Raw genomic sequence first — 25,398 nt, forward strand, 5'->3', positions numbered from 1 at the left:
AGCGGAATCAGCCGTGGTGTGCGTCGAGCCAACGACGCAGCTCGATCAGGGCCTGGTTGCCGATGCGAACATGGGTGAATTCGTCGCGGCCGCCGAAGGGGATGCGCACCGTGTGCACGCGTTCGCCGTCGTCGAGCGCCAGCCATGTCTCGCCGGGAATGCGGCCGAAGACGCCTTCCTCTGCGCCGGCGGTTCCCACCAGCGCCAGCCCCAGCGTTGCGCCGCTTTCCGAGCGCAGCCACATGGCAGCCCGGCGCGCCAGCGCCTCGCGCGCCGCCGAGTCGAGTTCCTCCAGTTGCAAGGCGCCCGACAGCTCCGCCGGCGCCTCTTCGGGAGCGACGACGCGCTTGCACAGCGGCGTCTGATCGGGCAGAGCCGTCGCCAGCCGCTCCGCCAGCGCGCCGCGCGTGTTGGTCTCCAGCAACGCCACCGTGACGCCCGCCTGCATCATCCGGCGCGCCAGCATCGTCTCGTAACGCTCCTCCGGATCGGTGGAGTAGATGTACGGCCCGACGGCGGCGCGCACCTCCGCCTCAATGGCGTCGAGCATACGTTCGGCCGTTTCCGGGTCGTCGGCGCGGGCGGCGATGCGAATGTCCACCTGGCCGGTTTTGGCTGCGAGGCCGACGGTGGGGTTGCTGCGGCGCATGAGATCGCCGAGCCGTGCGTCGATGGCGCTTTCGCCGATGCCGAAGGTGCGCAGGATGCGCCGCCGGATCACTGCGCCGCCGCCCATGCGGGCGCGCAGATAAGGCAGAACGCTGGCGGTCATCATCGCCTTCATCTCGCGGGGCACGCCGGGCAGCGCGATTACAGCGCAGCGTTCGGTCTCCACGATGAAGCCAGGCGCCGTGCCGACCGGATTTTCAATCAGAATGGCGCCCTCCGGGATCATCGCCTGCTGGATGTTGTTTTCGGTCATCGTCACGCCGAAGCGGGCGAAACGCTCTTTCAAGGTGGCGAGCGCGCCTTCGTGCAGGACGAGCGGACGGCGCGTGGCATTGGCGACGGCCTGCCGCGTCACGTCATCGACCGTCGGCCCCAGTCCGCCGGTGATGATGGCGACGTCGCTGCGCGTCATCGCCAGTTCGATGACCCCACGCAGCCGCGGCTCGTTGTCGCCGACGGTGGTCTTGTAGTACAGGTTCACGCCGGCCTCGCGCAGCTGCTGGGCGATCCAGACAGCGTTGGTGTCCACGATGTCGCCGAGCAGGATCTCCGTGCCCGACGTGATGATTTCCGCGGCAAGTTCTGGCATCGGCGTCACAACATCAGGGCAGCCTGAGCGCGGATCGATTTGATGCGGTCGGCGATGTCGCGATTTTCTCGCTCGCGGAACTCCTCTTCTAGCTGCTTGAGCGCCTCGATGAAGTCTCGACTCAGAAGCCGGCGGTTTTCTTCGAGCAGCTTGCGTTGGCTCTTCTGGTCGGGCGCGTTGAGCAGATCGTTGATCAGACGCAGCTCCGGCGACATCTGCTCCTGCATGATTTGGAGCGCAGCGTCGTAGATTTTGCGCAGACGTTGCGCCGCCGCGGTCGCCTTATTCTGCTCGGCGCGCTGAATGTTGGCCGCCAACAGAGCCAGAAACGTTTCGTCGATGAGGTGGGCGTTGGCGCGCAGCGCGGCTTCGACGTCGGTGGCTTCCAGGACGGCCTGCAACGCCTGTTGCGCCTGGGCGGCGGCGTCCTGTTGCAGCGCGCGTTGTTGATCTTGCACCGCCAACACCAGCTCGCGCAATTTCTCCAGATGCTCGCGCGCCTGGGGGTCTGTCGTGCGCTCCAGCCGCTCTGCAATCGCCAGCAGGAACTGATAGTCGAGCAGCGGCGCCAACGCCAGCGCTGCGGAAGCAGCTACGGATTCGCCGTCGGGCTGGTTCCAGGCGTCGAGCAGGATGTTTAACACTTCTTCGCGCGTGGCGTTGGGACGAATGCGCCGCACCGTCTCTTCGACGCGATCCTGCAAGGCTTTCAGCTCGCGACCGGTTTCGGTCTTTTCCAGCAGCGCGCGGCGCAGCGCCTGCAGCGCCTTCACTCCCTCGCTGTCGCCCTGGCTGCCCGAGAGCATCATCAGGCGATCGAGCAGCGAGAAGAACTGGCGGTCGACCAGCCCTTTGTAGCGTTCCAACGCAATGTTGAGCGCGCCCTCGTCGTCGGCCAGCCGCGCCAGGCTTTGGATGGCGGCCACCTGATCGCGTTGCCTGCGCAGCATCTCCGGCGTGACGCCCTGAAACTCCCAAAGCTTTTCGATGAAACGGTTCCAATCCAGATACTCTTTGGGCTGCAGCATATAGCCGCGGCGCGCCTCGGTCGGCAGCTTGCGCATGAGCTTTTGGATCAGGTCGCCGATGATGCGCTGCCGTTGGGCGTCGTCGCCGTTGGTGGGCGGCACGTAGACCCCGAGAAACTCGTGCGCCGGTTCATGCACCATCAACGGCGCGCTGAGGGCGCCGCCGGCGCCGCAGCGCGGGCAAATCGCCATGTTGACCTGCCCGCTCAACAGCGCAGGCCCCAACTCGGGGTTGACGCCCAGATCGATGATGGTAAAAACCGGAATCACATAGACCGTCCCACAGTTTGGGCATTGCACCTGCGCCGCGCTGGGTGGAAAGAGCAAATCCTCACCCGGCGCTCCCGTCCGGCGCCCCGGCTGCGCAGATTCTGGGGCGGCGGAGGTTGTCTCGCCAGAGATGGTTTCAGGGGAGGTCGGCGTTGCGCCGGTTGTCTCAGCGGCTTCGGCTTCCTCGCGGCGTCGCACAAAGCCTTTGGGCAATTCGATGCCGCCGGAAGACGGCTGTTTTTCCTGTCCGGGCAAAAGAATGCCGCTCATAGTCGTTGGTCCTCAGGTTGAATGACAGCCATGCTGCCTGCTCTGTTTGTCGACAATCGCTCCCATTGTATAGCAAATCAGAATTGCGACCAAAGGCGTCGATGGCGAATCCGCTGCGAATTCAGCGTATGGTATACTACTAACAAAAGTTGCGCAGTGGAAGCTGGCAATAGAATTGCAGAGAGGCGGCAAGGATGGCGTGGCTTGCAGGTGCAGGTTTTTGGCGCATCTTCCCGTCACGCTGGAGGCGATGACCTATGCGAGGGTCTTTCATGAGACCCCGTGCGGCTTGCAACCGCATGCGCTCGGCGAGCCGCAAGGTCTTGAGGAATTCAAGCAAGCCGCAGGCTCTTGGCGGATCCAAGAGCCGCAGGAAAATCGACGAAAAGAAAGCGCCATGCACGAGCTGTCTATCGCCTGCAATCTGGTCGAGATCGTCGAAGAGGCGGCGCGCGCCGCCGGCGCCGTGCGAGTCACGCGCGTGCGGCTGCGCCTCGGCGACCTGGCCGGCGTGGTGGAGGACGCGCTGCGCTTCAGCTTCCCGGTGGCGGCGCAGGGCACGCTGGCGGAGGGGGCGGAACTGGCGATCGAGCGCGTGCCTGTGCGGGTGTTTTGCAGCCAGTGCAATGCAGAGCGAACGTTAACGCCGCCTTTTGTCTATCGTTGTCCAGAGTGCGGCGCATCCCGTTTGCGACTTTTGCAAGGTCGTGAGCTTCAGGTGGAGTCGATCGAGATCGAGGAGAATCATGATGAAACCGCGCATCCTAGAGCTGCGCAAAGCAGTGCTCGACAAAAATGACGAGATCGCGCGCACGCTGCGCGCCCGATTTGAGGCGGCCGGCGTCTTCGTCGTCAACCTTGTCTCCAGCCCGGGCGCAGGCAAGACGGCGCTGCTGGAGGAGACGATGCGCAGAATGCTCGAGCGCAACTGGCGCGTGGCGGCCATCGTCGGCGATCTGGCGACGGAGAACGACGCGCGTCGTCTGGCGCGCAGCGGCGCGCCCGTGCGCCAAATCGAAACGGGAGGACTTTGTCACCTGGAGGCAGAACTGGTGGCGCGTCGGCTGGAAGGATGGGCGCTCGAGGAGCTCGACTTCCTGTTCATCGAGAACGTGGGCAACCTGGTCTGTCCATCCGACTATGACCTGGGCGAGGCGTTGCGCGTGGTGTTGCTCTCCACCACCGAAGGCGAGGACAAGCCCAACAAATACCCACCCATGTTCCACAGCGCCGACGTCGTGGTGTTGACCAAAATGGACCTTGCCGCAGCAACGGACTTCGACTACGCCGGCGCCGTCGCCAATGTTCGGGCGATCGCCCCCCACGCCGCCCTCTTCGAAACCTCGGCGCGCACCGGCGAAGGGATCGAGCGCTGGATCGAGTTCCTGGTGGCGCGACACTGGGAAGCGGCGACTGCAGCGTCGGCTGCGCCGGCTCGTTGACCACAGAATCAAGCAAACATAGGGCGAGGATATCCCAATTGGAACGTTACACCGTCGCATGCGTCCAACAACGGCTGCGACTTCCGGCCACAATCGATGACTATCGCGAAAATCTACGCCGGTTCCTGCGCGCAGCGGAAAATAAGCGCGCACGGCTGGTGGTTTTCCCGGAGCTAGGGGGGCTGATGCTGGCGCCGCCGCTGTTGGGCGACTTCCGCTCGAGGTTGCTCAAGCGCGTCGACCGGGGGCGACGACGCAACGCCTCGCTCTGGCAGAAGTTCGTCGGCTCGCTCTCCAGCGGCGCAGCGAACCTGCTGCGGGCCGACTTGCGCCTCAGCCTGGCGGACCTGCTCGACGTCGCCGCGCCGGAGCTGTGGACGCAATATCTTCACCTGTTCGGCGAGCTGGCGCGCGAATCGGCGATGACGATCGTGGCGCCCAGCCTCTACCTGCCCGACCCGTTAGACGGCGTGATCCGCAACCTGACGGGCGTCTTCGGCCCGGATGGCGCGCTGCTCGGCGTCCAGGCCAAGGTGATGCTCTCCGGCGAAGACGAGCGCTACTGCCAGCCCGGCGTCAACTGGCATGTCATCCATACGGAAGTCGGTGCGCTGGGCGTCATCATCGGCGGCGATGCGCTCTTTCCAGAAGTGGGACGACTGCTCGCCTTTCAAGGCGCGGAGGCGCTGATCATCGTTGCAGCCGCGAGCAGCCAGGTGGAGTACAACAAATTGCGCGCCGCCGCTTTGGCTCGCATGCAGGACAATCAGCTCTACACCGCCTGTTCGTTTCTGGTCGGCCCCAATCCTTTTGAGCGTCGCCCCACCACCACTTATGTCGGCAAATCCGCCATCTTTGCGCCGCAGGAGCTGACGCCTCGCCTCAACGGCGTGTTGGTCGAAATGGGCAACGCCGCCAGCGAGGGGGTGCTCACTACGGAATGGGATTTCGCCGAACTGCGCGCCCTGTGGGAAAGCAGCGAGGTGCGCGTCCGCAGCCAGCTCACAGCGGCCCAGGCGCACCAGCTGCTCGCCGCAGTCCATCGCCAGCTGCAGGAGCCTCCGCTGCTCGAAGCGAAACAGCATGCGCCGCCGAATCCCCCGGCGGCGCATAACGCACCGACGCAGAGGCCCCCCGAGCTCTCCCTGGACGACCTGCCGGTCATCGCCTCCGTCACCAGCCGCTGGCCGCTCCCTCACACAGCGCCGGATTCGCTTCACCCGGCGCAGGAGCAAGTCGGCTGGACGATCGTCGGCCCGCCAGCCCCCGCTCCACCTCGTCCGGTGCGCTATGACGAGGAAACCGATGAGATGGACGCGCTCGACGACCAGGAGCCACGCCCACAGTAAGGAAAAAGATTTTACACGGAACCACGGAACACGCACCACGGCATCATCCAATTATTCATTTCATCCCACTATCCACATTGCGGAGTAGGTTCGTATGGTTTTGCGCACTTTGTTCTTTGGTTTGGTTTTGTTTTTTGCAGCCGCCTGCTCGCCGATCGAGGCCAGAACAGGGGGCGCGTCGGTCAATGGCGAGACGCAACGCTTCGCCATGACCTTCATGGCCGGGTACAAGCCGCAGGCCAATTTGCCTTTCGTCGGCGCCTATGTGGCGCAGGAAAAAGGCTTCTTCGACGAAGAAGGGCTCGCCGTGACGATCGAACATTCGCCCGGACGCGGAGAGCACGTGCAGCTGCTCGTCGCCGGCGCCGTGCAGGTGACGACCATGGACGCCGCCACGGTGCTGCAGCGTCGCGCCGAGCCGGGGCTGCCGGTTGTCTCCATCGCCCTGATCGGACAAAAGGGGCAGCAGGCGTTCGCCGCCCTCGCCGATGCAGGTCTCTCGACGCCCAAAGACTGGGAAGGGCGCACGGTCGGCTATAAGGGCACGCCGCCTCCCGACCTCTTTGCGCTCTTGCATGCAGCCGGCGCCGACCCCGCCAAGGTTGCGCTCGTCAACGTCGGCTTCGACCCGCGCGTGCTCACCGAAGGCCAGGTGGACGTGTATCCGCTCTTCAAGTCCAACGAGCCGTTTTTGATCCGAAAATGGGGGTATGATCTGACCTTGTGGGACGCGGCCGACTACGGCGTGCCGACGCTGGGGCTGGCCTACGTATCCAGCGAGGCCTTCATCGAGGAGCATCCGGAGGCGCTGGTGCGTTTTCTGCGCGCGGCGCTGCGCGGCGTCGAGTACGCCGCCGCCCATCCCGAGGAGGCGGTGGAAATTGTGCTTCGCTACGCCGGTCCGGAAACCGATCGAGAACACATGCGCTTTATGCTGGAGACGGAGCTGCGCGACGCCGCAAGCGAGCATGGCTACGGATGGCAGTCGCTGGAGCAGTGGCAAAAGCTGGCGGCGATGCTGGCCGAATATGAAGCGTTGCCGGCCCCTGTGGACGTCGAGTCCGCCTTTACGACCGAAATTTGGGAAATGGCTGTCCGGTGAAGGCAGGTCGAGGAAGAACGCCGCCGCTCCTCGACGATCGATGCTCGATTGGCTGAGTATCCCGAGGCGCCGGGGTCATCGCTGTGAAAATAGATTATCTCGCTCCCCAGGTCATCTACACACGCATCACGCCGCCGCCCTTGCAGCCGCGCATGTTGCGCCGCCCGCGTGTGGTGCAACGGCTCAAACAAGCGTTCGACTATCGGCTGACGCTCTTGCAGGCGGAGGCGGGCTGCGGCAAGAGCACGGCGTTGGCGGAGCTCACCGCCGAAGCGCAGCCGCTGATCTGGTATGCAGTGAGCGACGAAGACGGCGATCCCGCCGTCTTTCTGCTCCATCTCTGCCATGCGATCCGGCGCGCGCTGCCCGCCATCGCCGGACTGCCGACCTCCGTGATCGAGGGCTGGGACGGCGACCTCGGCCCGCTGCCCTGGCGCGGGGTGTTGGGTCAGGTCGTCAACGCCCTGAGCGCCTCGCTCAATGCGCCGACGCTGCTAGTGGTCGACGATGTGCATCACGTGCTCCACAACAGCGACATGGTTCAGCTGCTGGATCGGCTGGTCAATCTGGCGCCGCCTCACCTGCACATCCTGCTGGCGGGGCGGCCGCCGATTGCCCTGCCCGGCTTGCGCCGCCTGCGCCTGCGCGGGGAAGCGCTCCTGCTTGACCAGCATGCGCTCGCTTTCACCGCATCGGAAATCGCAACCCTCTTCACGGAGCACTATGGCCTGTCTCTCTCTTCTGCGCAGATCGACGCGCTGCTGAACTACACTGAAGGATGGCCGATTGCGCTCCAGTTGATCTGGCAGAACTTGCGCGGTCAGGCGCTCGCCTCGCGTGACTGGTCGCCCCATTGGCGGGCGGTCTCACCGGCGGCGCTCTTCGATCTGCTGGCGCAGGAAGTTTTCGCCCGACAACCGGCGGACGTGCAGCACTTTCTGATCGTGACGGCGACGTTGCGCGAGTTGACGCCCGCCGCCTGCGACGCCTTGCTGCGAGGGGCCTCGCCTGCACAACGCATGTCCGCCGATTCCATGCTGACCTACCTGAAGGAGCGAGAGCTGTTCGTCGTGGAGACGGCCGGCGGCCCGCTGCGCTACCATTACATCTTTCACACTTTTCTGCGCCAACAGGCGTCGCCGGAAGAGCAGCGAAGGTGGCATCGCATCGCCGCCGACCATTTCATCGAGCAGCAGGACATGGAAGGCGCCATCCACCATCTGCTCGAAGCCAAGGCGTGGGAGGAGGTGGCGACGCTCCTCGATGTCTACGCGAACCGGCTGGTGACGGCCGGGCGGCTCGACACGTTGGCGGCCTACTTCGCCGCTCTGCCCACAGACGTGCTGCATCGGCATCCGATGTTGTTGCTTACGCTGGGCAAGCTCGAACGGCTGCGCAGCCGCTTTGATGAAGCGATGCGTTGGTACAAAGAGGCGGAAGCAGTCTGGCGCGCGTGGGGCCAACCCGATGGCATTGCGCGGGCGCTGCGCGGTCAGGCGCGCGTCTATCTCGACACCATCGACCCCAGCCAGGCCGAACGCCTGCTGGAAGAGGCGGAGCAGCTCAGCGACAGCTACGAGGATCGCGAAGCGCAGATTCGCCTCTTCGAGATGCTCGCCGAAAACAAGCTGAACGCCGGTCGCATCGAGGAGGCGGAGCGTCTGCGCCGTCGCGCCGAAAGCCTGCGGCCAGAGGGCTCCTCCAACGAGGAGCTTCGCTTCCACATGCTGCTGCGCACCGGTCGCCTGCGCGAGGCGCGCGAGGGGCTGGAGGCGCAAGCGCAGGCCGAACAGGCGACGCCGGTGCAGACGCCGCGCGCACACCGCGAGACGCTGTTGTTGCTTTCGTTGATCTGCGCCTTTCAAGGCGAGGCGGAGCGCGCCTATCAGGCCGCCGTCGAGGGCGTGCGCCGCGGGGAGATGCTGCGCTCACCACTCATCACGGCGATGGCGCATATCCGACAGGGGCACGCCCGACAGCTTCTCGGCGTCTATTCCAATCGCGCCGAGGCCTACGCGCTGGCGCGCCAATGCTACGAGAAAGGTGTGGAGTTCAGCCGGATGCTGGCCGTGCCGCGGTTGCGCGTCGAAGCCGGGTGGGGGCTCTGTCGCACCTATGGCTACGCCGGCGACCTGAGCGCTGCCCTGCGGTGTGCGGAAGAGGCGCTGGACATCGCAGAGCATGCCGGCGACCGTTGGAGCGCCAGCATGGTGCGGCTGACGTTGGGCGCCGGCCACGTCCTCGCCGGCGATTTCGTCGGCGCAGAGGCGTGGCTAAGCCGCGCCGTCGCCGGCTTTGAGGCGTGCAGCGACCCGTTCGGGCGTTGCAGCGCCCAACTTTGGCTGGCCCTGTCCTGCTTCCGCCAAAAGCAGTTCGACCGTCTGGCGCAGCTCTTGCCCGAAGTGCTGACGACCTGTCGGGCGAACGGCTATGGGTTCCTCTGGACGCGGCCTACGCTGGTCGGCGCGGCGGATGAGCGCGTCTTCACGCCCTTGCTGTTGATGGCTACGCGCAACGGCTGGGAGTCCGACTACGCCACCTCCCTGCTCGATGCGCTGAACCTTTCCCGAGTCGAGCTGCATCCCGGCTATCAGTTGCGCGTGCAGACGTTAGGCGCCTTCCGCGTCTGGCGCGGGGACGAGCCGATCCCGCCCAACGGCTGGAAACGCAAGCCCGCACGGCTGCTCTTCCAACTTCTGATCACTCATCGCGGAGAGATGTTGGATCGCGAGCAAATCTGTGAGGCGCTCTGGCCCGAGGTGGACCCGGTCACGGCGCAGCAGAACTTCAAATTTGCTCTCAACGCCCTCTATTCCGTCCTGGAGCCGGCGCGCACGGCCGGCGCCGAATCGGCCTACATCGTCCGCGATGGCGCCGCCTACGGCATCCGCCCCTCCGCCGACCTGTGGATCGACGTCGATCAATTTCTCAAAGAGGTGAAGGCGTCCCGCAGCGATCCAGATCGGATGGAGCGGGCGCTGGCCCTGTATCAAGGAGAATATCTGCCCGACGCCCGCTACGAAGCCTGGGCCATCGCCGAACGCGAGCGGTTGGCGATGATCTTTCTGGAAAACGCGGATCGGCTGACCGAGCGCCTGCTCGAAGAGGCGCGCTACGAGGACGCCATTGACCTCTGTCAGCGCATGCTTGCGCAGGACAACTGTTGGGAGCGCGCCTATCGTCACTTGATGATCGCCTATCACGGACTGGGCGACTATGGACAGATCGCGCGCGTCCACCGACGCTGCGTCCAGACGTTGCGCGAGGAGCTGGATGTAGACCCTGCGCCGGAGACGAAGGCGCTCTTCCGCACGCTCAGCGCAAGCGGCTGAAACGTTCGAGCTCCATGCGTGCGTCCTCGCGACGCAGGACGCGCCTGACGAAGTTTCTTCAAACCGCCGCCACCGTCTGTCCCAGGAAATGGTTCAACGGCCCATGGCCCCGCCCCAGACGCAGGGATGCGCCGCTGCGCAGCGCCGCCGTCAGGTAACGCTTGGCCTCGCCCACGGCCTGGATTGCGTCGGCGCCCTTGGCCAGCTCCGCCGCAATGGCGGAGGCCAGCGTGCAGCCGGTGCCGTGTGTGTTGCTCGTCTCGATGCGTGGGGCTCGAAACTCCTCAAAGCGCTGACCGTCGTAGAGAATGTCCACAGCTTCCAGGGCGCCGGGCAGGTGCCCGCCTTTGACGAGCACATAGCGCGGCCCCAGCGCATGGATGCGTTGCGCCGCCTTGCGGGCGTCCTCCAGCGTATGGATCTTCATATCGGCCAGAACCTGCGCCTCATGGCGGTTGGGCGTCACCAGGTAGGCGAACGGGAGGAGCTGCTCGATGAGCGCCGTGCGCGCCTCCGGCTCCAGCAACGGGTCGCCGCTCTTGGCCACCATGACCGGATCCACCACCAGCCGTTCGATGCGATAGCGCCTGGCCCGCTCCGCCACCACCTGAATGATGGCGGCGTTGGCCAGCATGCCTGTCTTCCAGGCGTCGGCGCCCAGGTCTTCCATGACGACGTCGATCTGCTGCGCCACGAATTCGGGCGCCACGGGGAAGACGCCGAAGACGCCGACGGTGTTCTGCGCCGTGAGCGCGGTGATAGCGCTCATGCCGTAGACGCCGCGTGCAGCGAAGGCTTTCAGGTCGGCCTGAATCCCTGCGCCGCCGCCGGAGTCTGAACCGGCGATGGTCAACACTTTTTTCATCGGGCGCCTCCTGCTTGTGCGCCGGCCTCCCAGGCCATCTGGAAGAAATCGTACTCGCACTGCATGGCGTAGGCGTAGGCGCCGTGGGCGGCGTCGGGGTCGCGACCGTAGCCATCGACCAGCGACTCCAACCGACGGGCCAATGCCTCAAATTCCTGACCGCTGTAGGCGCGCACCCACGCTGCGTAGGGAGAATCGGCTGCGACGCCTTGTTCGGCCAGGCCTTGCCCCAGATAGGCGTAGAGCCGCATGCAGGGCGCCATCGCCGCAGCAGTCACGCCCACATCTTCGCCCCACGCGGTGGCGAGCAGGAAGTCGGTGTAGCGTCGCGTGGCGGTGGCGGGCGACAGCGCGTGGAGATCGACGCTCCAGCGGGCGGCGTACTGTTCATGCAGCGTCAGTTCCTCGATGACGCCGCCGGCCAGCGCGTGAAAGGCGCGAAAGCCATTCCAGTCCGGCGATTTGGCTGCAGCGATGCAATAGGCGCGAGCGAACGCCTGCAAAAAATAGGCGTCCTGTCCCACGTAAAAGCGGAACGCGTCCGTCGGAAGTGCGCCCGTGGCGATCCCCTGCACAAAGGGATGCCGCAAACACGCTTCGGCGAGGGGTTGGTAGGTCTGCCAGAGGGTTGCGGAGAGCGTCATGTTGGGTTGCTCCTTTTTGACCAACGTTTTCACAAATTTTTCACAAATGAAGTCCGCCAGCGATTGATGGAGTTGAACAAATCACTCTGGGAATCCATAGATGCATCTCGAAGTCGGGCGTTCTTGCTCATCTTGCGCTCCGAGGCTCTGCCGGGACGTCCGGCTGAAAGCCGAACCTACGCTGCAACGCGCGTCACCGCCTACGCCGTGACAGATCGATCTGCATAGAACGAAGCGTGCGCGCAGCCGCCGCCGGGTCCGCAGCGCCCAACACGGCGGAGATGACCGCCACGCCCGCTGCGCCGGCCTGGAGCACCGCAGGCGCGTTCGCCAGCGTCACCCCGCCGACGCCCACCACCGGGATGTTCACCGCCCGCACGATGGCGGCGAGCCGCTCCAGGCCAATCGGCGCTCCGGCGTCGGGTTTAGTGCTCGTGCCAAAGACGTCGCCGACGCCCAAATAGTCGGCGCCAGCTTGCTCCGCTCGCTGCGCCGCCTCCACGCTGTCGGCGGAAACGCCCAGCAGGCGGTCTGGGCCGAGGAGGCGCCGCGCCAGCTCGGGCGGCATGTCGTCGTCGCCGACGTGGACGCCGTCGGCGTCCAGCGCCAGGGCGACATCCACCCGGTCATTAATGATCAAAGGAATGCCGGCGGGGCGGGTCAGGCGCTGCAGCGCGCGCCCAAGCTCCAACAGTTCGCGCGTCGTGGCGCTTTTGTCGCGCAACTGCACCACCGTGGCGCCGCCTTCGATGGCGGCCTGCATCACCGCCAGCAGATCGCGTTCCCCCACCACGCGGCGGTCTGTGATCACGTACACTGACCAGTCGAGGTTGCGTCTCATCGCCGAGTTCTCCCTTCTTGAATGCTTTTCACCAGCCGCTGCACCGCCGTCGCCGGGTCTGCGGCGCGCATAACCTCTCCCATCACCGCCACGCCCGCTGCGCCCGCCTCCATGCACCCGGCTGCGTTTTCTGCAGTGATCCCGCCCAAGGCGATCACCGGGATCGGGGCGGCCTGCGCCACCTGTTGCAACGTCGTCAGCCCGAGAGGCGGGCCATAGCCGGGCTTGCTCTGCGTAGAGAAAATCGGACTGAGCGTGACATAGTCTGCGCCCGCAGCGGCTGCAGCTTCCACTTCGGACTGGGAATGGGCGGAGACGCCGATCCATCGCGCTGCGCCGATCTGCGCTCGGGCGGAGTGCACATCGACGCCCTGAGGGAGATGCACGCCGTGGGCTGCAGCCTCGATCGTCGCCTGTGCATCGGCGCTGACGCTCACCCAGGCCGAGTAGGGACGCGCCAGGTCGAGAATTTCCTTCACCAAGGCGATGAGCGCAGATCGCGGCAGGTCTTTTTCGCGCACCAAAAGCCAGCGACAGCCGCCCGCCAGCGCTTCGGCGACGACGGCGGGCAGCGGACGACGCGCCATGCGGCGATCGGTGATCACCAGCAAGGGCGGCTCGGGCAGGCTCATAGCTGAATGCGCCCCTCCAGCGGACTGGATGCGCTGGCGTAAAGCCGCCGCGGCATGCGACCCGCCTCATAGGCCAGACGGCCCGCCTCCACCGCCAACCGCATGGCGCGCGCCATCTTCACCGGCTCGCGCGCCTGCGCCACGGCGGAGTTGAGGAGCACGCCGTCGCAGCCCATCTCCATCACGATGGCGACATCCGAAGGGACGCCCACCCCGGCGTCGACGATGACCGGCACCCGGCACTGCTCTCGGATGATCTGAAGGTTGTACGGGTTGCGCACGCCCATGCCCGAACCGATCGGCGCGGCGAGCGGCATCACCGCCGCGCAGCCGATGGCCTCCAGCTTCTTGCAGGTCACAGGATCGTCGTTGCAGTAGGGCAGCACGACGAAGCCGTCTGCGACTAATTCCCGCGCCGCCTGCAGCAGTTGCTCGACGTCGGGGAAAAGCGTCTCGTCGTCGCCGATCACCTCCAGTTTGATCCAGTTCGTCCCCAGCGCCTCGCGGGCCAGGTGCGCAGTCAACACGGCGTCGCGCGCCGTGTAACAGCCGGCGGTGTTGGGCAAAATAAAATAGCGATCCTTGAGTAGATCGAAGACGGTTTCGCTCTGGCCACCTAGCGAAACGCGACGGATGGCGACGGTCGCCACCTCGGCGCCGCTGGCCTCCAGGGCGTCCAGCATCACCTGCTGGTTGGGATAGCGGGCGGTGCCCAGAAAAAGCCGCGAGCGAAAGGTGCGACCTGCAATGACGAGCGGCGCAGCCTTCGCCGTCGCTTTCGCCGCTGCCTCTACGGAGGGCGATGATGGGGATTCCACCGATGGGGTCATGACTGTGCCTCCTTTTCCTGTGCAATTCACGAAACTTACCGGTTGCAGTCCTCTGTGCGATCGGTTTTCTAGCCGCCGGCCACCGCCTTCACGATTTCAACCCGGTCATCGGGTTGCAACTGATGTTCCCCCCAGCGACTGCGCGCAATCACCTTGCCGTTGACGGCCACCGCAATCCCGGCGCGGTCCGGCGCAATCCCTTGCATCGCCACCAGCTCGGCGACGGTCTGCGCCCGATACGGCAGACGTTCGCCGTTCACCACGATCGTCATCTCGTTCATCTTTTCACCCCCCTTTCATCCTTTCACCTTCCAGCGCTTTTCACTTGGGAGCCGTTTGTTCGCGCCCTCCTCTACCGATGAAACCGTTCGATCCCAAAGCTGCGAATACTTTCCGGCGTCTCTCCGGTCAAGATCAGATGGCTGACGGCGTCCGCCGTGATCGGCGCAAGCAGGATGCCGTTGCGATAGTGGCCGGTGGCGAGGATCAGCCCTTGCACCGACGTCGCGCCCAAGATCGGCGCATCGTCTCGACTCCCTGGCCGCAGACCCGCCCACAGCTCGATGAGGGGCGCCTCGTCGATGCCCGGCAAAAGCTCCCAGGCGCGGCGCAGGAGCTGATAGACGCCGCCTGCTGTCAGCTGAGCGTCGAAGCCCTTCTCCTCCACCGTGGCGCCGACGAGCAGCCGGCCATCCTTGCGTGGAACCAGATAGACGTCCCGCCCCCAGACGACGTGGCGCAGAAGCGGCGCGTTCGGCGGCGTTTGCAGCGCCAACATCTGCCCCTTGACCGGACGCACAGGCGGCTGCGCTTCGGGCGGGAGGCCGGGCAGGGTCGCCGACCAGGCGCCGGCGGCAATGACCACTACGGGAGCGTGCAGCGTCTCGCCCGAAGCCAGACGCACCCCCTGGACTTCACCGTTTCCCACCAGAATTTCGGCCACAGTCGCACGTTCGCGCAGCACCCCTCCTGCGGCCAGAAATGCCTGACGCAGCGCAAGCAGCGCCTGGCGGTTATCCACCTGGTGGTCGTGGGGGCTGTACAGGGCGGCGACGACATGACGGCTCAGATGCGGCTCGCGCTGCCGGGCTGCATCGCCGGAAAGCCAGACCAGCTCCAGGCCCAAACTGCGCTGAAATTCGTACTGAAAGCGCAGCCGTTCGGCCTGATCGCGATCCAAGGCTACGACCAGCGTTCCTTCGGTGCGGTAGCCGACGTCGACGCCGCTCGCTTCTTGCAGTTCGCGGGCGAAGGCAGGCCAGCGGGCATGGCTCTCCAGGAGCAACGGCAAGAGTTTCTCTTCGCCCGGCTCCGCTTCAACGTGGGGCGCGAGCATGCCCGCCGACGCCCAGGTGGCGGCAGGCAGGCTGCCCGGCCCGATCTCGCGTCGCTCAAGCACCGTCACCGGCCGGCCCGCCTGCGCCAGACGCCAGCCGACGCCTAGGCCGCAGACGCCCCCTCCGACAATTAAAATGGAATCGATTGGCTGTTTTGTCATAGGGAATTTCCTTTGTTGCATGAACCGCCATGAGCCAGCGCCTGCGGCTACGAGCCGCAGCTCCGGTTGTGCGCGGAGGTCATCGCCTCCGCTGCGACCGATCTTGTAGAGCCGGTGGGGGAGCTTGAGAGTGGAGGCGGGGGGCGTTCAGCTCGCAGCGATGCGGCCGATCAAAAACGCCACCCCGCAGGGTGGCGTCGCCTTGTTTCAAAGCGAATCCGTTTCCCTGCGCTGGCATTACCCAGATCAGGTTCATAGGGTCGACCGCAAAAGCGGTCCTCTCAGCCTGTCCTCAGGCTCCCCTAACGGGCCCAGATCGAAAGTTTGAACTGTCTCAAGGTGCATTCATAAGGCCGTCAGCCTTCTTCCTTTGCGGCGAATCGGCCTTGTTCATGATGAAATTTTATCGGCGGGCAGGCCGCCTGTCAAAAACGTTTCATCGGCTAACGTTTCCATCGGCTCATGTTCACAACGGCTCCATTCAAAAAGGGGCGCGTCCGTCGCCGGTGGCGCGGACGCCGATTTTGTAAAATTGCTGTAAAATTTTTGCGTATTCATTCAAATTCACATGAAATTTTCATTTTTCTTCTCATTTCTGGTGCTATAATGCCCGCAAAGGCGCTTTCTGAGCCGGAAAGCATGTTCTTTTCGTCATTCGCCCATGAACGCGACAGACGACAATTCGATCCGCGGCCGGCGAGGTCGTTTTCCCTGGCTTGTCCCTTTCCTCCACTGGGTGACGCCGGCGCTGCTGGGCGTTTTTATCACACTTGCGGCGTTGTGGCTGCACAGTCGGCTCTTTCCGCCGCCCGAGCCGCTTTCTTTGCAGGACGTCAATGAAAGCGTCGTGCAGGCGATGGCCTCCGCAACGCCGCCGCCTGCGTATTCTGCGTATGTGTACGAAGTGATCCGCCCCTCTCTTGTGCTGGTGCAAACGGAGCGCACCGATGCACGCAACGCAGAGGAGCGCACCGAAGCGGAGCACATCGGAGGCATCGGCAGCGGCATCGTGATCGACCTCAGCGGCAACGTGCTCACCAGCCTCCACGTCGTGACCAATTCGCTTGCCATCACGCTGACCTTCGCCGATGGCTTTCGCTCGCCTGCAGCGATCCTCGAGGCTCGACCGGAGCTGGACATCGCCTTGCTTGCGCCGCTGCTGCCACCCACCTTGATCGCGCCCGCCGTGCTGGGCAACCCGCGCGCCATGCGCGTGGGCGACGAAGCATACGTCGTCGGCCATCCCCTAGGCCTCTACGCCTCGATGAGCGCCGGCGTCATCTCCGGCTTCGACCGCACCTTTCGACCTCCAGACGGCGGCCCGCGGCTGGAGGGATTAATTCAATTTGACGCGGCGGTGAATCCGGGCAATTCGGGTGGACCGTTGTTGAACCGCAACGGCCATGTGATCGGCGTCGTCACCGGCCTGGCCAATCCTACGGACCAGAATGTCTTCATCGGCATCGGATTTGCCGTGCCGATTACGCTGGCGGCGGGCGGCGGTGGAGAAATTCCTCCCTATTAGCTTCGTCGCACAGGCGCAGCCATTCTATGAAGGAGAATCGCAATGTCCTCTTCACCTCCCACCGACGGTAAAAAGAATCTTCTCATCGAGCAGTTGCTCTACGAAGTGAAGAAAATCATCGTCGGCCAGGATCATCTGCTGGAGCGATTGATCGTAGCGTTGCTGGCGCGTGGTCACATCCTGGTGGAAGGCGTGCCGGGCCTGGCCAAGACGATGGCGATCAAGACGCTGGCCCAGGCGATCGGCGGAGAGTTTAAACGCATCCAGTTCACGCCTGACCTGGTGCCTGCAGACCTGGTCGGCACGCGCATCTACAATCAGAAGACCGGGGATTTTCAGACTTCGTTAGGGCCGGTCTTCGCGAATTTGCTCCTGGCCGACGAGATCAACCGGGCGCCGGCCAAAGTGCAGAGCGCGCTTCTGGAAGTGATGCAGGAGCGACAGGTCACCATCGGCCGCGAGACCTATCCGGCGCCGCAGCCTTTTTTGGTGTTGGCCACCCAGAACCCCATCGAAATCGAGGGCACCTATCCCTTGCCGGAGGCGCAGGTGGATCGCTTCATGCTTAAGGTGTTGGTGGGCTATCCCTCGTTCACCGAGGAGTTCGTCATTGTAGAGCGCATGACCGCTGCGCTTCCGCAGGTGCAGCGCGTGCTGACGACCGATCAATTGATGGCGCTTCAGCGCGAGGTCGACGAGGTGTACGTCGATCCGGCGCTCATCGAATATGCGGTGCAGATCGTCAACGCCACCCGCTTCCCGCAACAGGTGGGACTGAAGGACCTGGCCCGCTACATCACCTTTGGCGCCAGCCCTCGCGCCTCGATCAACCTGATTTTGACGGCGCGGGCGCTGGCCTACATGCGCGGGCGAGCCTACGCCCTGCCACAGGACGTGTTGGATATGGCCCACGATGTGATCCGCCATCGTCTCGTGCTCTCTTACGAGGCGCTCTCCGACAACGTGAGCGCAGACGACCTGTTAAATCAGATTTTGGCCCGCATTCCTCAGCCGGAGGCTGCCACCTATGAACCCAGGACGTATGAGCCGGCCAGACGTCGAGGCGGACCGTAGCCTTGCAGCGGAGGAAGCGCGCGGCGTCGGCGCGCCGGAGCAACTTCTCTATCGTCTGGAGTGGCATGTCATTCGCCGCCTGGACGGCCTTTTGCAAGGCGACTACCGCACGCTTTTTTACGGCTATGGCGTGGACCTGGCCGATCTGCGCGAGTACCAGCCAGGGGATGACATTCGTTACATCGATTGGAACGTCACCGCGCGCATGGATGCGCCCTATGTGCGTCAGTATCACGAAGACCGGGAGCTGACGGCCTGGTTTCTGTTGGACTTAAGCCCCTCGATGGATTTCGGGCTATGGAGTCGGCAGAAGCGCAACGCCTTGATCGATTTCGTCGCCACCGTCGCCCGCCTGCTGACCCGCCACGGCAATCGAGTTGGCGCGATTCTATACGGCGATCGCGTGCAGCAGCGCATTCCCGCCGGCGGCGGCCGTCTGCAAGTGCTGCGGCTGATCAACGAGCTACTGAAACAGCCCAGGTTGCCCGCCGCGCCTTTCACCGACCTTTCTGTGTTGCTGACCAATGCGCTCACCGTCATCAAGCAGCGCTCGTTGCTCTTCGTCGTTTCGGACTTTATCAGCGCGGCAGGATGGGAGCGTCCGCTCAAGCTGCTGAGCCGCCGCCATGAAGTGTTGACGATCCGCCTTTGGGACCCGTGCGAGCGGGAGCTGCCGGACATCGGTCTGATCGTTTTGCAGGACGCAGAGACAGGGGAGCAGGTGACGGTGGACACAAGCGACCGGCGGTTTCGGGAAGCCTATCAGGCGCTCGCCCGTCAGCGCGAGGTGGAGCTGGCCGAGCTCTTCCGCCGCGCGGACGTCGAGCCGCTTGCGCTTTCCACGCAGGAGGATTTGGTGCAGGCGATCGTGCGTTTTGCGGCGCTGCGCAAGCAGAGACGGCGCCACCGTTGACTTGAAAGAACGATTCTCATGAGTTTTCTCTGGCCCTACGCCTTGCTGAGTCTGCTGGCGACGCCGTTGCTGGTGTTGGGCTACCTGCGCGCACAACGGCGCCGCGAACAACTGCTGGCCGCGCGCGGCGCGCTGGGACTGGTGCAGAACGCGGCCGGACAAGCGCCTGGCCGGCGACGGCATCTTCCTTATGCGCTTTTGCTGGTGGGCGTGATCCTGCTCTGCCTGGCGCTGGCGCGGCCGGAAGCGCAACTGCGTCTTCCCCACATCGAAGGCGTCGTGCTGCTGGCCTTCGATGTGTCGGGCAGCATGGCCGCAGAAGACCTCAAGCCCAATCGCATGGAGGCGGCGCGTATGGCCGCCATGGAGTTCGTCGGGCGGCAGCCGCCCGGCGTGCAGGTGGGCGTGGTGGCGTTCAGCGAAAGCGGCTTCACCGTGCAGCCGCCGACCACCGACCGCGCGGCGGTGTTGGCCACGTTGCAGCGCCTCCAGCCGGAACGCGGCACTTCGCTGGCCTCCGGCATTCTCACTGCGCTCAACACAATCTTCGCCACGCCGGAACCCAGCGGCGCCGTCTACAGCAATCTCACGCCGACGCCCACTCCGACGCCGACGCCTGCGCCGCCGGGCAGCTATGCATCCGCCGCCATCGTGCTGCTCAGCGACGGCGAAAATACGGCCCCACCCGATCCTCTGGAGGCGGCGCAGATTGCGGCCGATCGAGGCGTGCGCATTTACACCGTCGGCGTCGGCAGCCCCGCGGGCGTCAACATCGTGATCGACGGTCTCACCTATCATACGCGGCTCGACGAGGCCATGCTCCAGACGATTGCGGAAATGACGGCGGGCGCGTACTACAACGCCCAGACCGAGGAGGAATTAAGCGCTATCTACGAAGCGCTCGAGCTGGAGCTTGTCGTCAAGCCGCAGCGCACTGAAATCACGGCGCTGTTCGCCGGCGTCGCCATGCTGTTCATTTTGAGCGGAGGTTTCCTGTCGATGTTATGGTTTGGACGGGCGCTATAAATTGAGGTGACGTTACGCGCGCCCCGGAGGAAGAGGGAGGTGAAAGATGACGGTGCTCTGGCCGGGGTTTCTGGCGCTGTTGGCGCTGATTCCGCTGGCGATCTATGGATATTGGTGGATGTTGCGACGCAGACGACGCTTCACGGTGCGCTTTTCCAGCCTGTCGCTGTTAAAGCCGGCCTTGCCGAAACAGTCGCGCTGGCGGCGTCATCTTCCCTTCGCTTTGCTGTTGACCGCTGTCGCCTGTCTGGTCCTCGCCATGAGCCGTCCGGTGGCCGTCGTCGCCATGCCCACCAATCAGACGACCATCCTTCTGGCCATCGACGTCTCGCGCAGCATGTGCTCCACCGATATTCCCCCGAATCGATTTCAGGCCGCCAAAAGTGCAGCCATCGAATTCATCGAAAGCCAGCCGCCGGGCGCGCAGATCGGGGTGGTGGCTTTCGCCGGCTTTGCGGAGATGGTGCATCCTCCGACCGCCGACAAGCGGGTGTTGCGCGACGTCATCCAGAGTTTACTGACCGGACGCCGCACGGCGGTGGGCAGCGCAATCCTGGAATCGCTCGACGCCATCGCCGAGGTGGACCCAAACGTTGCGCCTTCTCAGCGCCGCAGCAGCGATCCGGCGCCCACGCCCGTCGCGCCCGGCGCCTATGCACCCAGCATCATCGTGCTGCTCACCGACGGCGCCAGCAACGCCGGGCCGCCGCCGCTGGAGGCTGCACAACAGGCGGTGGAACGCGGCGTGCGCGTCTACACCATCGGCTTCGGCACTGCGCAGGGCGGACGGATGGATTGCGGCCCCTTCGACGGCTATGAACCGTTCTTTGGCGGCGGGATGGGCTTTGGCGGCGGAGGCGGCGGCTTCCGTCGTGGCATCGACGAAGAGACGCTCATCGCCATCGCCGAGATGACCGGCGGTGAATACTATTCGGCGGAGAGCGCCGCCGAGTTGCACAACGCCTTCTTCGATCTGCCCACCCACCTGATCACCCGCTATGAAACGACCGAGATCAGCGCCTTCTTCGCCGGCGCAGGCGCCCTTCTGAGCATCCTGGCGGCGGCGTTGTCGCTACGCTGGAATCCGGTGTGAAGGGCGCTCAACTTTATCCGAGCAGCGTGGCGGCGTCGTACAGGTTGAACGCATCGACGTAGCGCTCGATCGATCGCGCCACCGACTCCACCACGTAGGCGTGCGGATCCGCCTGCACGAGAGCAAGATGCGCATAGAGCTGCTCGCGCGCAGCGACGACCTTCGGCGCAGTCCAGACGTAGCGCGCGCCGGTCTGCACCAGCCAGCGTCGGCGCGCAGGCGTCAGCTCGGCGAAGGGTTTGCCGATCTCGTCGGGCTGCAGCCACTTCCGCCAGCGGCCGGAGGCGACCACCGCCTCCTCCAACGCCGCCAGAAAACAGGCGGACTGCAATTTCCGGTTAGCGCACAACCGCTGCTCCCGTTGCTCCAGCGCTTCTAACGCCTCGAACTCAACGGCTGTAAACTCCGGACCGACGTTGGCGCCGCCCATGCCCACCCTGGGATAGTCGGCGGGGTTTTCGACCCAGTCGGTGTAGTGGCCTTTCAACAGCGCGCCGGTGGGGCGCACGATCTCGGTCAGCCGTTGCGCGGCAGCCGGATCGAAAAAGGTCGTATGCAGATCGGTGCCGACCTGCGCCACGACAAAGGCAGGCCAGGCGTGCAGCAGCGAGCGTCGCTCCAGCGCCGCCTTCAACAGGTCAAGGAAGGCGACGAAATTGTCGAAATTCACCAGCCCGCCGTGCACCTCTTCGGTGCCGACTTCGTAGGCGACCGGCGGCAGGTTCAGCCGTCGCCGCTCCTGTTCCGCATGCTCGATCAGCTCGACCGTGCGCTCGACCACGGCCGGAACGGACGGCGCTTCTCCTGGCGGCAGCGTGCGATCCACGGTGGGGTCGATGTGGAGCAGCGCATAGCCGGCCTCCAGGCAGGCGGTGAGGCTGAGCTTCACCTCATGCATGGCCTGGTGAAGCGGCAATTTTTCCAGTGTGTGGCGATCTTTGAGCCACGGCCCGCCGTGATCCAGGCAGGGATAGAGCGGCGCAGTGCAGCCGTAGCGCACGGCGCAGCGTTTCATCTTGGCGACGAATTGCGCAGGCGTCCAGCCGGTGTAGCCGCCGTCGCGGTCCACCTGGTTGAGCGTGGCGGCGAAGAGCATCGGCGCATGACAGCGCGCCGCGACTTTCACCGCGGCCTCCAGCACCGCCGCCGAGTTGGGACAGACGGCCAGCAGCGTCAGCGGAAGCTGTTCGCGTTCGCGCAGTTCGATCAAGCGTCGGACGGTCTGTTGAAGATTGGGCGTCATAAAGCGTCTTCTCTATTGGGTGTAAATTTAGATATAGATTGATATAGATGCAAGATGAGTGTTTTTGATATCAACCGTGAAGATGAGTTCGTGCAAAAAGTCGAACTTTCAGAAAGTCCAGCGCAATCAGAGTGGCGGCGATGCTTAGAAGCAAAGCCAGCGCCCCCCAGAAAGGAATCGACGCCGTGAAGAGGCCGAACGTAGCCAACGCAATGCTGGCCAGAACGACGAGGACGGAAACGGTTATCATTGTAGGGCTGGGACGCGAGCGCCAAAAATGTTGCTGCTCTCGCAGCAGATAGATGATGCCCTGGCCGATGAAAACAAGCGCAAGAAACGAAACTGTCTGCTGTTGCGCCAGAGAAAGGCGGAGGAGATGTTGCCCGACGGCATAAAACGCCATCATCAGGAGAAGCAGCGGCAACGCCAATGCCAGAGCAGGCGCCGCCATCGCCGCAACGCGCCACCGATTGGGCCGGTCGGAGGCGCGCACGCGATCGGTGGTGATGGCGATGGTGGCGAAATCATTGGCGAACATCAGCAACACCACCAACAGCGGCGTAATGACCATGTTTCCGGTCAGAAACAATCCCAGGCTCAAGAAGAGGCCAAGCAGGATGGTTTTGACGATTTTGTTGAGGGTGTAGGTCAACATCCGTTGATAAATCTGTCGGCTCACTTCAACAGCGGAGCGAATATTTGCCAGGCCTGGCGTTGTGAGGATGAGGCTGGCGGCCGCTTTGGCGACGTCGGTGGCGTTGGCGACGGCGATGCCCACCTGCGCCTGATGCAGTGCAGGCGCGTCGTTGACGCCATCTCCGGTCATGCCGACGATGTGTCCCTGTTTTTGGATCGTCTGGACGATGTCGAATTTATGCTCGGGCAGCACTTCGGCGAAGACGTCGCACTCCGACCATGCTTTCGCAGCCGTCGCCAGGGTTTGCGGGGTGCAGGCGCGGTCGCCAAGCCCGACCTGTCTCGCCACCGCCTGCGCCGTCGGCAATCCATCGCCGGTGATCATGATGACGCGGACGCCCCAGTCCTGCAGCTGTTTGATCAACGCGCCGGAATCCTGGCGCGGCGGATCCTGCAGCGAAAGCAAGCCGCTCATCTGTAAATTTTGTCCATCTCCATGCGCCACGCCGAGCACGCGATAGCCCTGGGCCGCCAGCCGATCGAATTCCGCCTCCAGGGAGGAGGGTGGATTTTGGCAGATCGCTGCAACGGCGTGCGGGGCGCCCTTGACGACATGAAGCGTTCCCGCCTCGAGTTGATAGTACGCTTCTGAGCGTTTCGTTTCAGGATCGAAAGGCAAGAACTGCGTGCGTTTGGTGAAGTCCGGCGACGCCTCTTGCGCCTGGGCGCGCTGCAAGATCGCAGCATCGATCGGGTCTTCGGTGGCGGGATCGCTTGCCATGGCGGCGAATTTGAGCAGCTCCTCCGGGCTGAGCGAGCCGTAGGGATGGAGATCGACGACGCTGAGGCGATTTTCGGTGATGGTTCCCGTCTTATCGGTGCAGAGCACATCCATGCCGGCGGCTTCTTCGATGGCGGTCAGGTTGGTGACCAGGACGCCTTGTCGGGAGAGCTCCTGGGATCCCAATGCCGTTGCGATGGTGAACGTCGCCGGCAAGGCCACCGGCACGGCGGCCACCAGTAAAATCAAAGCAAAGGGTAAAGCGTCTACGAGCGGCGTCTGCCGCCACAACGCATAGGCCAGAATAGCCGCCGCCAGGAAGACCGAAAAGATGATCAATGTTCTGGTGACTGCAAACACCACCTGTTCGAGATTGCTCTGGACATGGGCCTTGCGCACCAGCTCGGCGGTGCGTCCAAAGCGGGTGTGCACGCCGGTGGCGGTGACGACGGCGTTGGCTTCTCCATGTTTGACCACTGCCCCCGCATAAGCCGTTGCACCGACGGAAACCTGCACCGGCATCGATTCACCGGTCAGGGCGGATTGATCGATGAGGAGATCACCGTCCACAAGCTTCACATCCGCCGGCAACAGGTCGCCCATGCGAATGTGGATCAGATCATCGGGAACCAGCCGCTCCGCCGGCAGGACGGTCCACTGCCCATCGCGGCGAACGCGCGCCGTCACTTGGAGATTCTGGCGCAGCATGCTCAAGGCGTCGGCGGAGCGCTTTTCTTGAATCGAACTGACGATGCTGTTGAAGAGAACGAGCACGGCGATAATGATGGCTTCGGCGATTTTGCCCAGAAAAAGCTGCAAGAGGATGATCACTTCAAGCAACCAGGGGATCGGCCCCCAAAAGTGTTTGAGAAAGTTGAGCACCGGATGGGGCTTGGTTTCCGGGATCGCATTGGGGCCATATTGCTTCAACCGTGCGGCGGCGTCCGCGCTTGTCAGGCCGTCAAGGGTCTGATTCGATTCCATCTTTTTACCCTTTCTTATTGTTTCGAGATGGTTTCGATATTATCCGATGACAGAAACGACTTCTCCTATCCAATCAAGCGCGCCAGCATGAATGCAACCATGGCGGCCACCCCACCCACCAACACGGTCTGCGCCGCCGACCGAAACGGATGGATGCCGGTGAAGCGGCCTTTCACATAGCCAAAAACCAACAACGCCAACATCGTGACGCCGACGGAAGCCGGCAAGGCTTCCCGGATGCTCGGAAGCAAAATGTAGGGGGAAAGCGGGATCAAACCGCCCGCTATGTAAGAGAGCGCAATGGTGAGGGCGCTGCGCGTGGCGCGGCGCGGTTCAGGTTTCTCCAGGCCGAGTTCATAGCGCATCATGAAATCGACCCATTTGTCGCGGTCCTGGCTCAACGCATCGACGATTGGCCGAAGTTCAGCTTCGCTTAAGCCGTATTCGCGAAAGATCTGCGCGACCTCCTCCTTTTCGGCGTCGGGCGTTTGCACGGTTTCATCCACCTCTCGCTGGCGCTCTTTCTCGTAGTGCTCCTGGTCGGTGCGAGCCGCCAGGTAGCCGCCCAGCCCCATGGAAATAGCGCCGGCGGCAATCTCCGCCAATCCCGCCGTGACGACGATGTTCGTCGCCGCGCCTGCGCCGGAAATGCCCGCCGCCAGCGCAAAGGGCACGGTGAGACCGTCCGACATGCCGATGACAATATCGCGTACGGTGGCGGTGGCGTTGAAATGATGTTCGATGTGAAGCGTGGCCGGCATC

At 64.0% G+C, this 25,398-nt stretch carries 22 protein-coding genes and 1 riboswitch; of the genes, 10 read left to right on the forward strand and 12 right to left on the reverse strand.

Features of this window, described 5'->3' with window-relative positions:
* Positions 1 to 7: 7 nt before the first annotated feature.
* Both Q0367_RS15205 and Q0367_RS15210 read right to left on the reverse strand, forming a co-directional pair.
* Positions 8 to 1,258, reverse strand: a complete 1,251-nt coding sequence (locus Q0367_RS15205) for a CinA family nicotinamide mononucleotide deamidase-related protein (RefSeq protein ID WP_297632807.1) — start codon at positions 1,256 to 1,258, stop codon at positions 8 to 10.
* A 5-nt stretch (positions 1,259 to 1,263) separates the two neighbouring features.
* Complete coding sequence (locus Q0367_RS15210; RefSeq protein WP_297632810.1) at positions 1,264 to 2,826, reverse strand: CpXC domain-containing protein; 1,563 nt, start codon at positions 2,824 to 2,826, stop codon at positions 1,264 to 1,266.
* A 397-nt stretch (positions 2,827 to 3,223) separates the two neighbouring features.
* Here Q0367_RS15210 and hypA point away from each other — a divergent pair, with 397 nt between their 5' ends.
* The 5 genes from hypA (at position 3,224) to Q0367_RS15235 (ending at position 10,051) form a co-directional block, all read left to right on the forward strand.
* Positions 3,224 to 3,625 carry a hydrogenase maturation nickel metallochaperone HypA gene (hypA, locus tag Q0367_RS15215; RefSeq protein ID WP_297632813.1) on the forward strand — a complete coding sequence of 134 codons (402 nt, stop codon included), beginning with the start codon at positions 3,224 to 3,226 and terminating at the stop codon, positions 3,623 to 3,625.
* Positions 3,573 to 4,268 carry a hydrogenase nickel incorporation protein HypB gene (hypB, locus tag Q0367_RS15220; RefSeq protein ID WP_297632815.1) on the forward strand — a complete coding sequence of 232 codons (696 nt, stop codon included), beginning with the start codon at positions 3,573 to 3,575 and terminating at the stop codon, positions 4,266 to 4,268. Before hypA ends, hypB begins: the two co-directional genes overlap by 53 nt.
* Positions 4,269 to 4,306: 38 nt before the next feature.
* Entirely contained in the window at positions 4,307 to 5,617 is a 1,311-nt protein-coding gene (locus Q0367_RS15225; protein ID WP_297632818.1) for a nitrilase-related carbon-nitrogen hydrolase, read from the forward strand.
* Between the two features lie 94 nt (positions 5,618 to 5,711).
* Complete coding sequence (locus tag Q0367_RS15230; RefSeq protein ID WP_297632820.1) at positions 5,712 to 6,719, forward strand: ABC transporter substrate-binding protein; 1,008 nt, start codon at positions 5,712 to 5,714, stop codon at positions 6,717 to 6,719.
* An 83-nt stretch (positions 6,720 to 6,802) separates the two neighbouring features.
* A complete protein-coding gene (locus Q0367_RS15235; protein ID WP_298983252.1) occupies positions 6,803 to 10,051 on the forward strand; it encodes a BTAD domain-containing putative transcriptional regulator in 3,249 nt (1,082 codons plus the stop codon).
* A gap of 58 nt (positions 10,052 to 10,109) precedes the next feature.
* Here the strand turns inward: Q0367_RS15235 and thiD are convergent, their stop codons facing one another.
* From thiD to thiO, 7 genes are all read right to left on the reverse strand, one after another.
* Positions 10,110 to 10,916 carry a bifunctional hydroxymethylpyrimidine kinase/phosphomethylpyrimidine kinase gene (thiD, locus tag Q0367_RS15240; RefSeq protein WP_298983254.1) on the reverse strand — a complete coding sequence of 269 codons (807 nt, stop codon included), beginning with the start codon at positions 10,914 to 10,916 and terminating at the stop codon, positions 10,110 to 10,112.
* Entirely contained in the window at positions 10,913 to 11,560 is a 648-nt protein-coding gene (locus Q0367_RS15245) for a TenA family protein (RefSeq protein ID WP_298983256.1), read from the reverse strand. Before Q0367_RS15245 ends, thiD begins: the two co-directional genes overlap by 4 nt.
* Positions 11,561 to 11,753: 193 nt before the next feature.
* Positions 11,754 to 12,401 (reverse strand): thiamine phosphate synthase, encoded by a 648-nt coding sequence (gene thiE, locus Q0367_RS15250; RefSeq protein WP_297632840.1) that lies wholly within the window; start codon positions 12,399 to 12,401, stop codon positions 11,754 to 11,756.
* Entirely contained in the window at positions 12,398 to 13,033 is a 636-nt protein-coding gene (locus Q0367_RS15255) for a thiamine phosphate synthase (RefSeq protein ID WP_298983258.1), read from the reverse strand. The genes thiE and Q0367_RS15255 overlap by 4 nt, the downstream gene beginning before the upstream one ends.
* Positions 13,030 to 13,863, reverse strand: coding sequence for a thiazole synthase (locus Q0367_RS15260; protein ID WP_298983260.1), 834 nt, complete (start codon positions 13,861 to 13,863; stop codon positions 13,030 to 13,032). The genes Q0367_RS15255 and Q0367_RS15260 overlap by 4 nt, the downstream gene beginning before the upstream one ends.
* Positions 13,864 to 13,931: 68 nt before the next feature.
* Positions 13,932 to 14,144: a sulfur carrier protein ThiS gene (gene thiS, locus Q0367_RS15265; protein ID WP_297632849.1), complete on the reverse strand. Its 213-nt coding sequence runs from the start codon at positions 14,142 to 14,144 to the stop codon at positions 13,932 to 13,934.
* Positions 14,145 to 14,215: 71 nt separating this feature from the next.
* A complete protein-coding gene (gene thiO / locus Q0367_RS15270) occupies positions 14,216 to 15,361 on the reverse strand; it encodes a glycine oxidase ThiO (RefSeq protein WP_298983262.1) in 1,146 nt (381 codons plus the stop codon).
* A 206-nt stretch (positions 15,362 to 15,567) separates the two neighbouring features.
* Positions 15,568 to 15,675: riboswitch (TPP riboswitch) on the reverse strand.
* Positions 15,676 to 16,022: 347 nt separating this feature from the next.
* On the opposite strand from thiO, the gene Q0367_RS15275 reads away from it, so the two are divergent.
* The 5 genes from Q0367_RS15275 to Q0367_RS15295 are packed head-to-tail and all read left to right on the forward strand — an operon-like array spanning position 16,023 to position 20,992.
* Complete coding sequence (locus tag Q0367_RS15275; RefSeq protein ID WP_298983264.1) at positions 16,023 to 16,886, forward strand: S1C family serine protease; 864 nt, start codon at positions 16,023 to 16,025, stop codon at positions 16,884 to 16,886.
* A gap of 42 nt (positions 16,887 to 16,928) precedes the next feature.
* A complete protein-coding gene (locus tag Q0367_RS15280; protein WP_297632854.1) occupies positions 16,929 to 17,960 on the forward strand; it encodes a MoxR family ATPase in 1,032 nt (343 codons plus the stop codon).
* The gene (locus Q0367_RS15285; protein ID WP_298983266.1) at positions 17,929 to 18,873 is read left to right on the forward strand and encodes a DUF58 domain-containing protein; all 945 of its coding nucleotides are present in this window, start codon (positions 17,929 to 17,931) and stop codon (positions 18,871 to 18,873) included. The genes Q0367_RS15280 and Q0367_RS15285 overlap by 32 nt, the downstream gene beginning before the upstream one ends.
* An 18-nt stretch (positions 18,874 to 18,891) precedes the next feature.
* Positions 18,892 to 19,899, forward strand: coding sequence for a VWA domain-containing protein (locus tag Q0367_RS15290; protein ID WP_297632859.1), 1,008 nt, complete (start codon positions 18,892 to 18,894; stop codon positions 19,897 to 19,899).
* Between the two features lie 46 nt (positions 19,900 to 19,945).
* The gene (locus tag Q0367_RS15295; RefSeq protein ID WP_297632862.1) at positions 19,946 to 20,992 is read left to right on the forward strand and encodes a VWA domain-containing protein; all 1,047 of its coding nucleotides are present in this window, start codon (positions 19,946 to 19,948) and stop codon (positions 20,990 to 20,992) included.
* Positions 20,993 to 21,005: 13 nt separating this feature from the next.
* Here Q0367_RS15295 and Q0367_RS15300 read toward each other — a convergent pair whose 3' ends face one another.
* From Q0367_RS15300 to Q0367_RS15310, 3 genes are all read right to left on the reverse strand, one after another.
* Positions 21,006 to 22,235 carry a class II D-tagatose-bisphosphate aldolase non-catalytic subunit gene (locus tag Q0367_RS15300; protein WP_297632866.1) on the reverse strand — a complete coding sequence of 410 codons (1,230 nt, stop codon included), beginning with the start codon at positions 22,233 to 22,235 and terminating at the stop codon, positions 21,006 to 21,008.
* Positions 22,236 to 22,305: 70 nt separating this feature from the next.
* On the reverse strand, positions 22,306 to 24,636 hold the full coding sequence (locus tag Q0367_RS15305; protein WP_297632869.1) for a plasma-membrane proton-efflux P-type ATPase: 2,331 nt from the start codon (positions 24,634 to 24,636) through the stop codon (positions 22,306 to 22,308).
* A gap of 65 nt (positions 24,637 to 24,701) precedes the next feature.
* On the reverse strand, positions 24,702 to 25,397 hold the full coding sequence (locus tag Q0367_RS15310) for a VIT1/CCC1 transporter family protein (protein ID WP_297632872.1): 696 nt from the start codon (positions 25,395 to 25,397) through the stop codon (positions 24,702 to 24,704).
* Between the last annotated feature and the right edge of the window lies 1 nt (position 25,398).

The organism is uncultured Caldilinea sp., from assembly GCF_937128415.1.
Classification (GTDB): domain Bacteria; phylum Chloroflexota; class Anaerolineae; order Caldilineales; family Caldilineaceae; genus Caldilinea.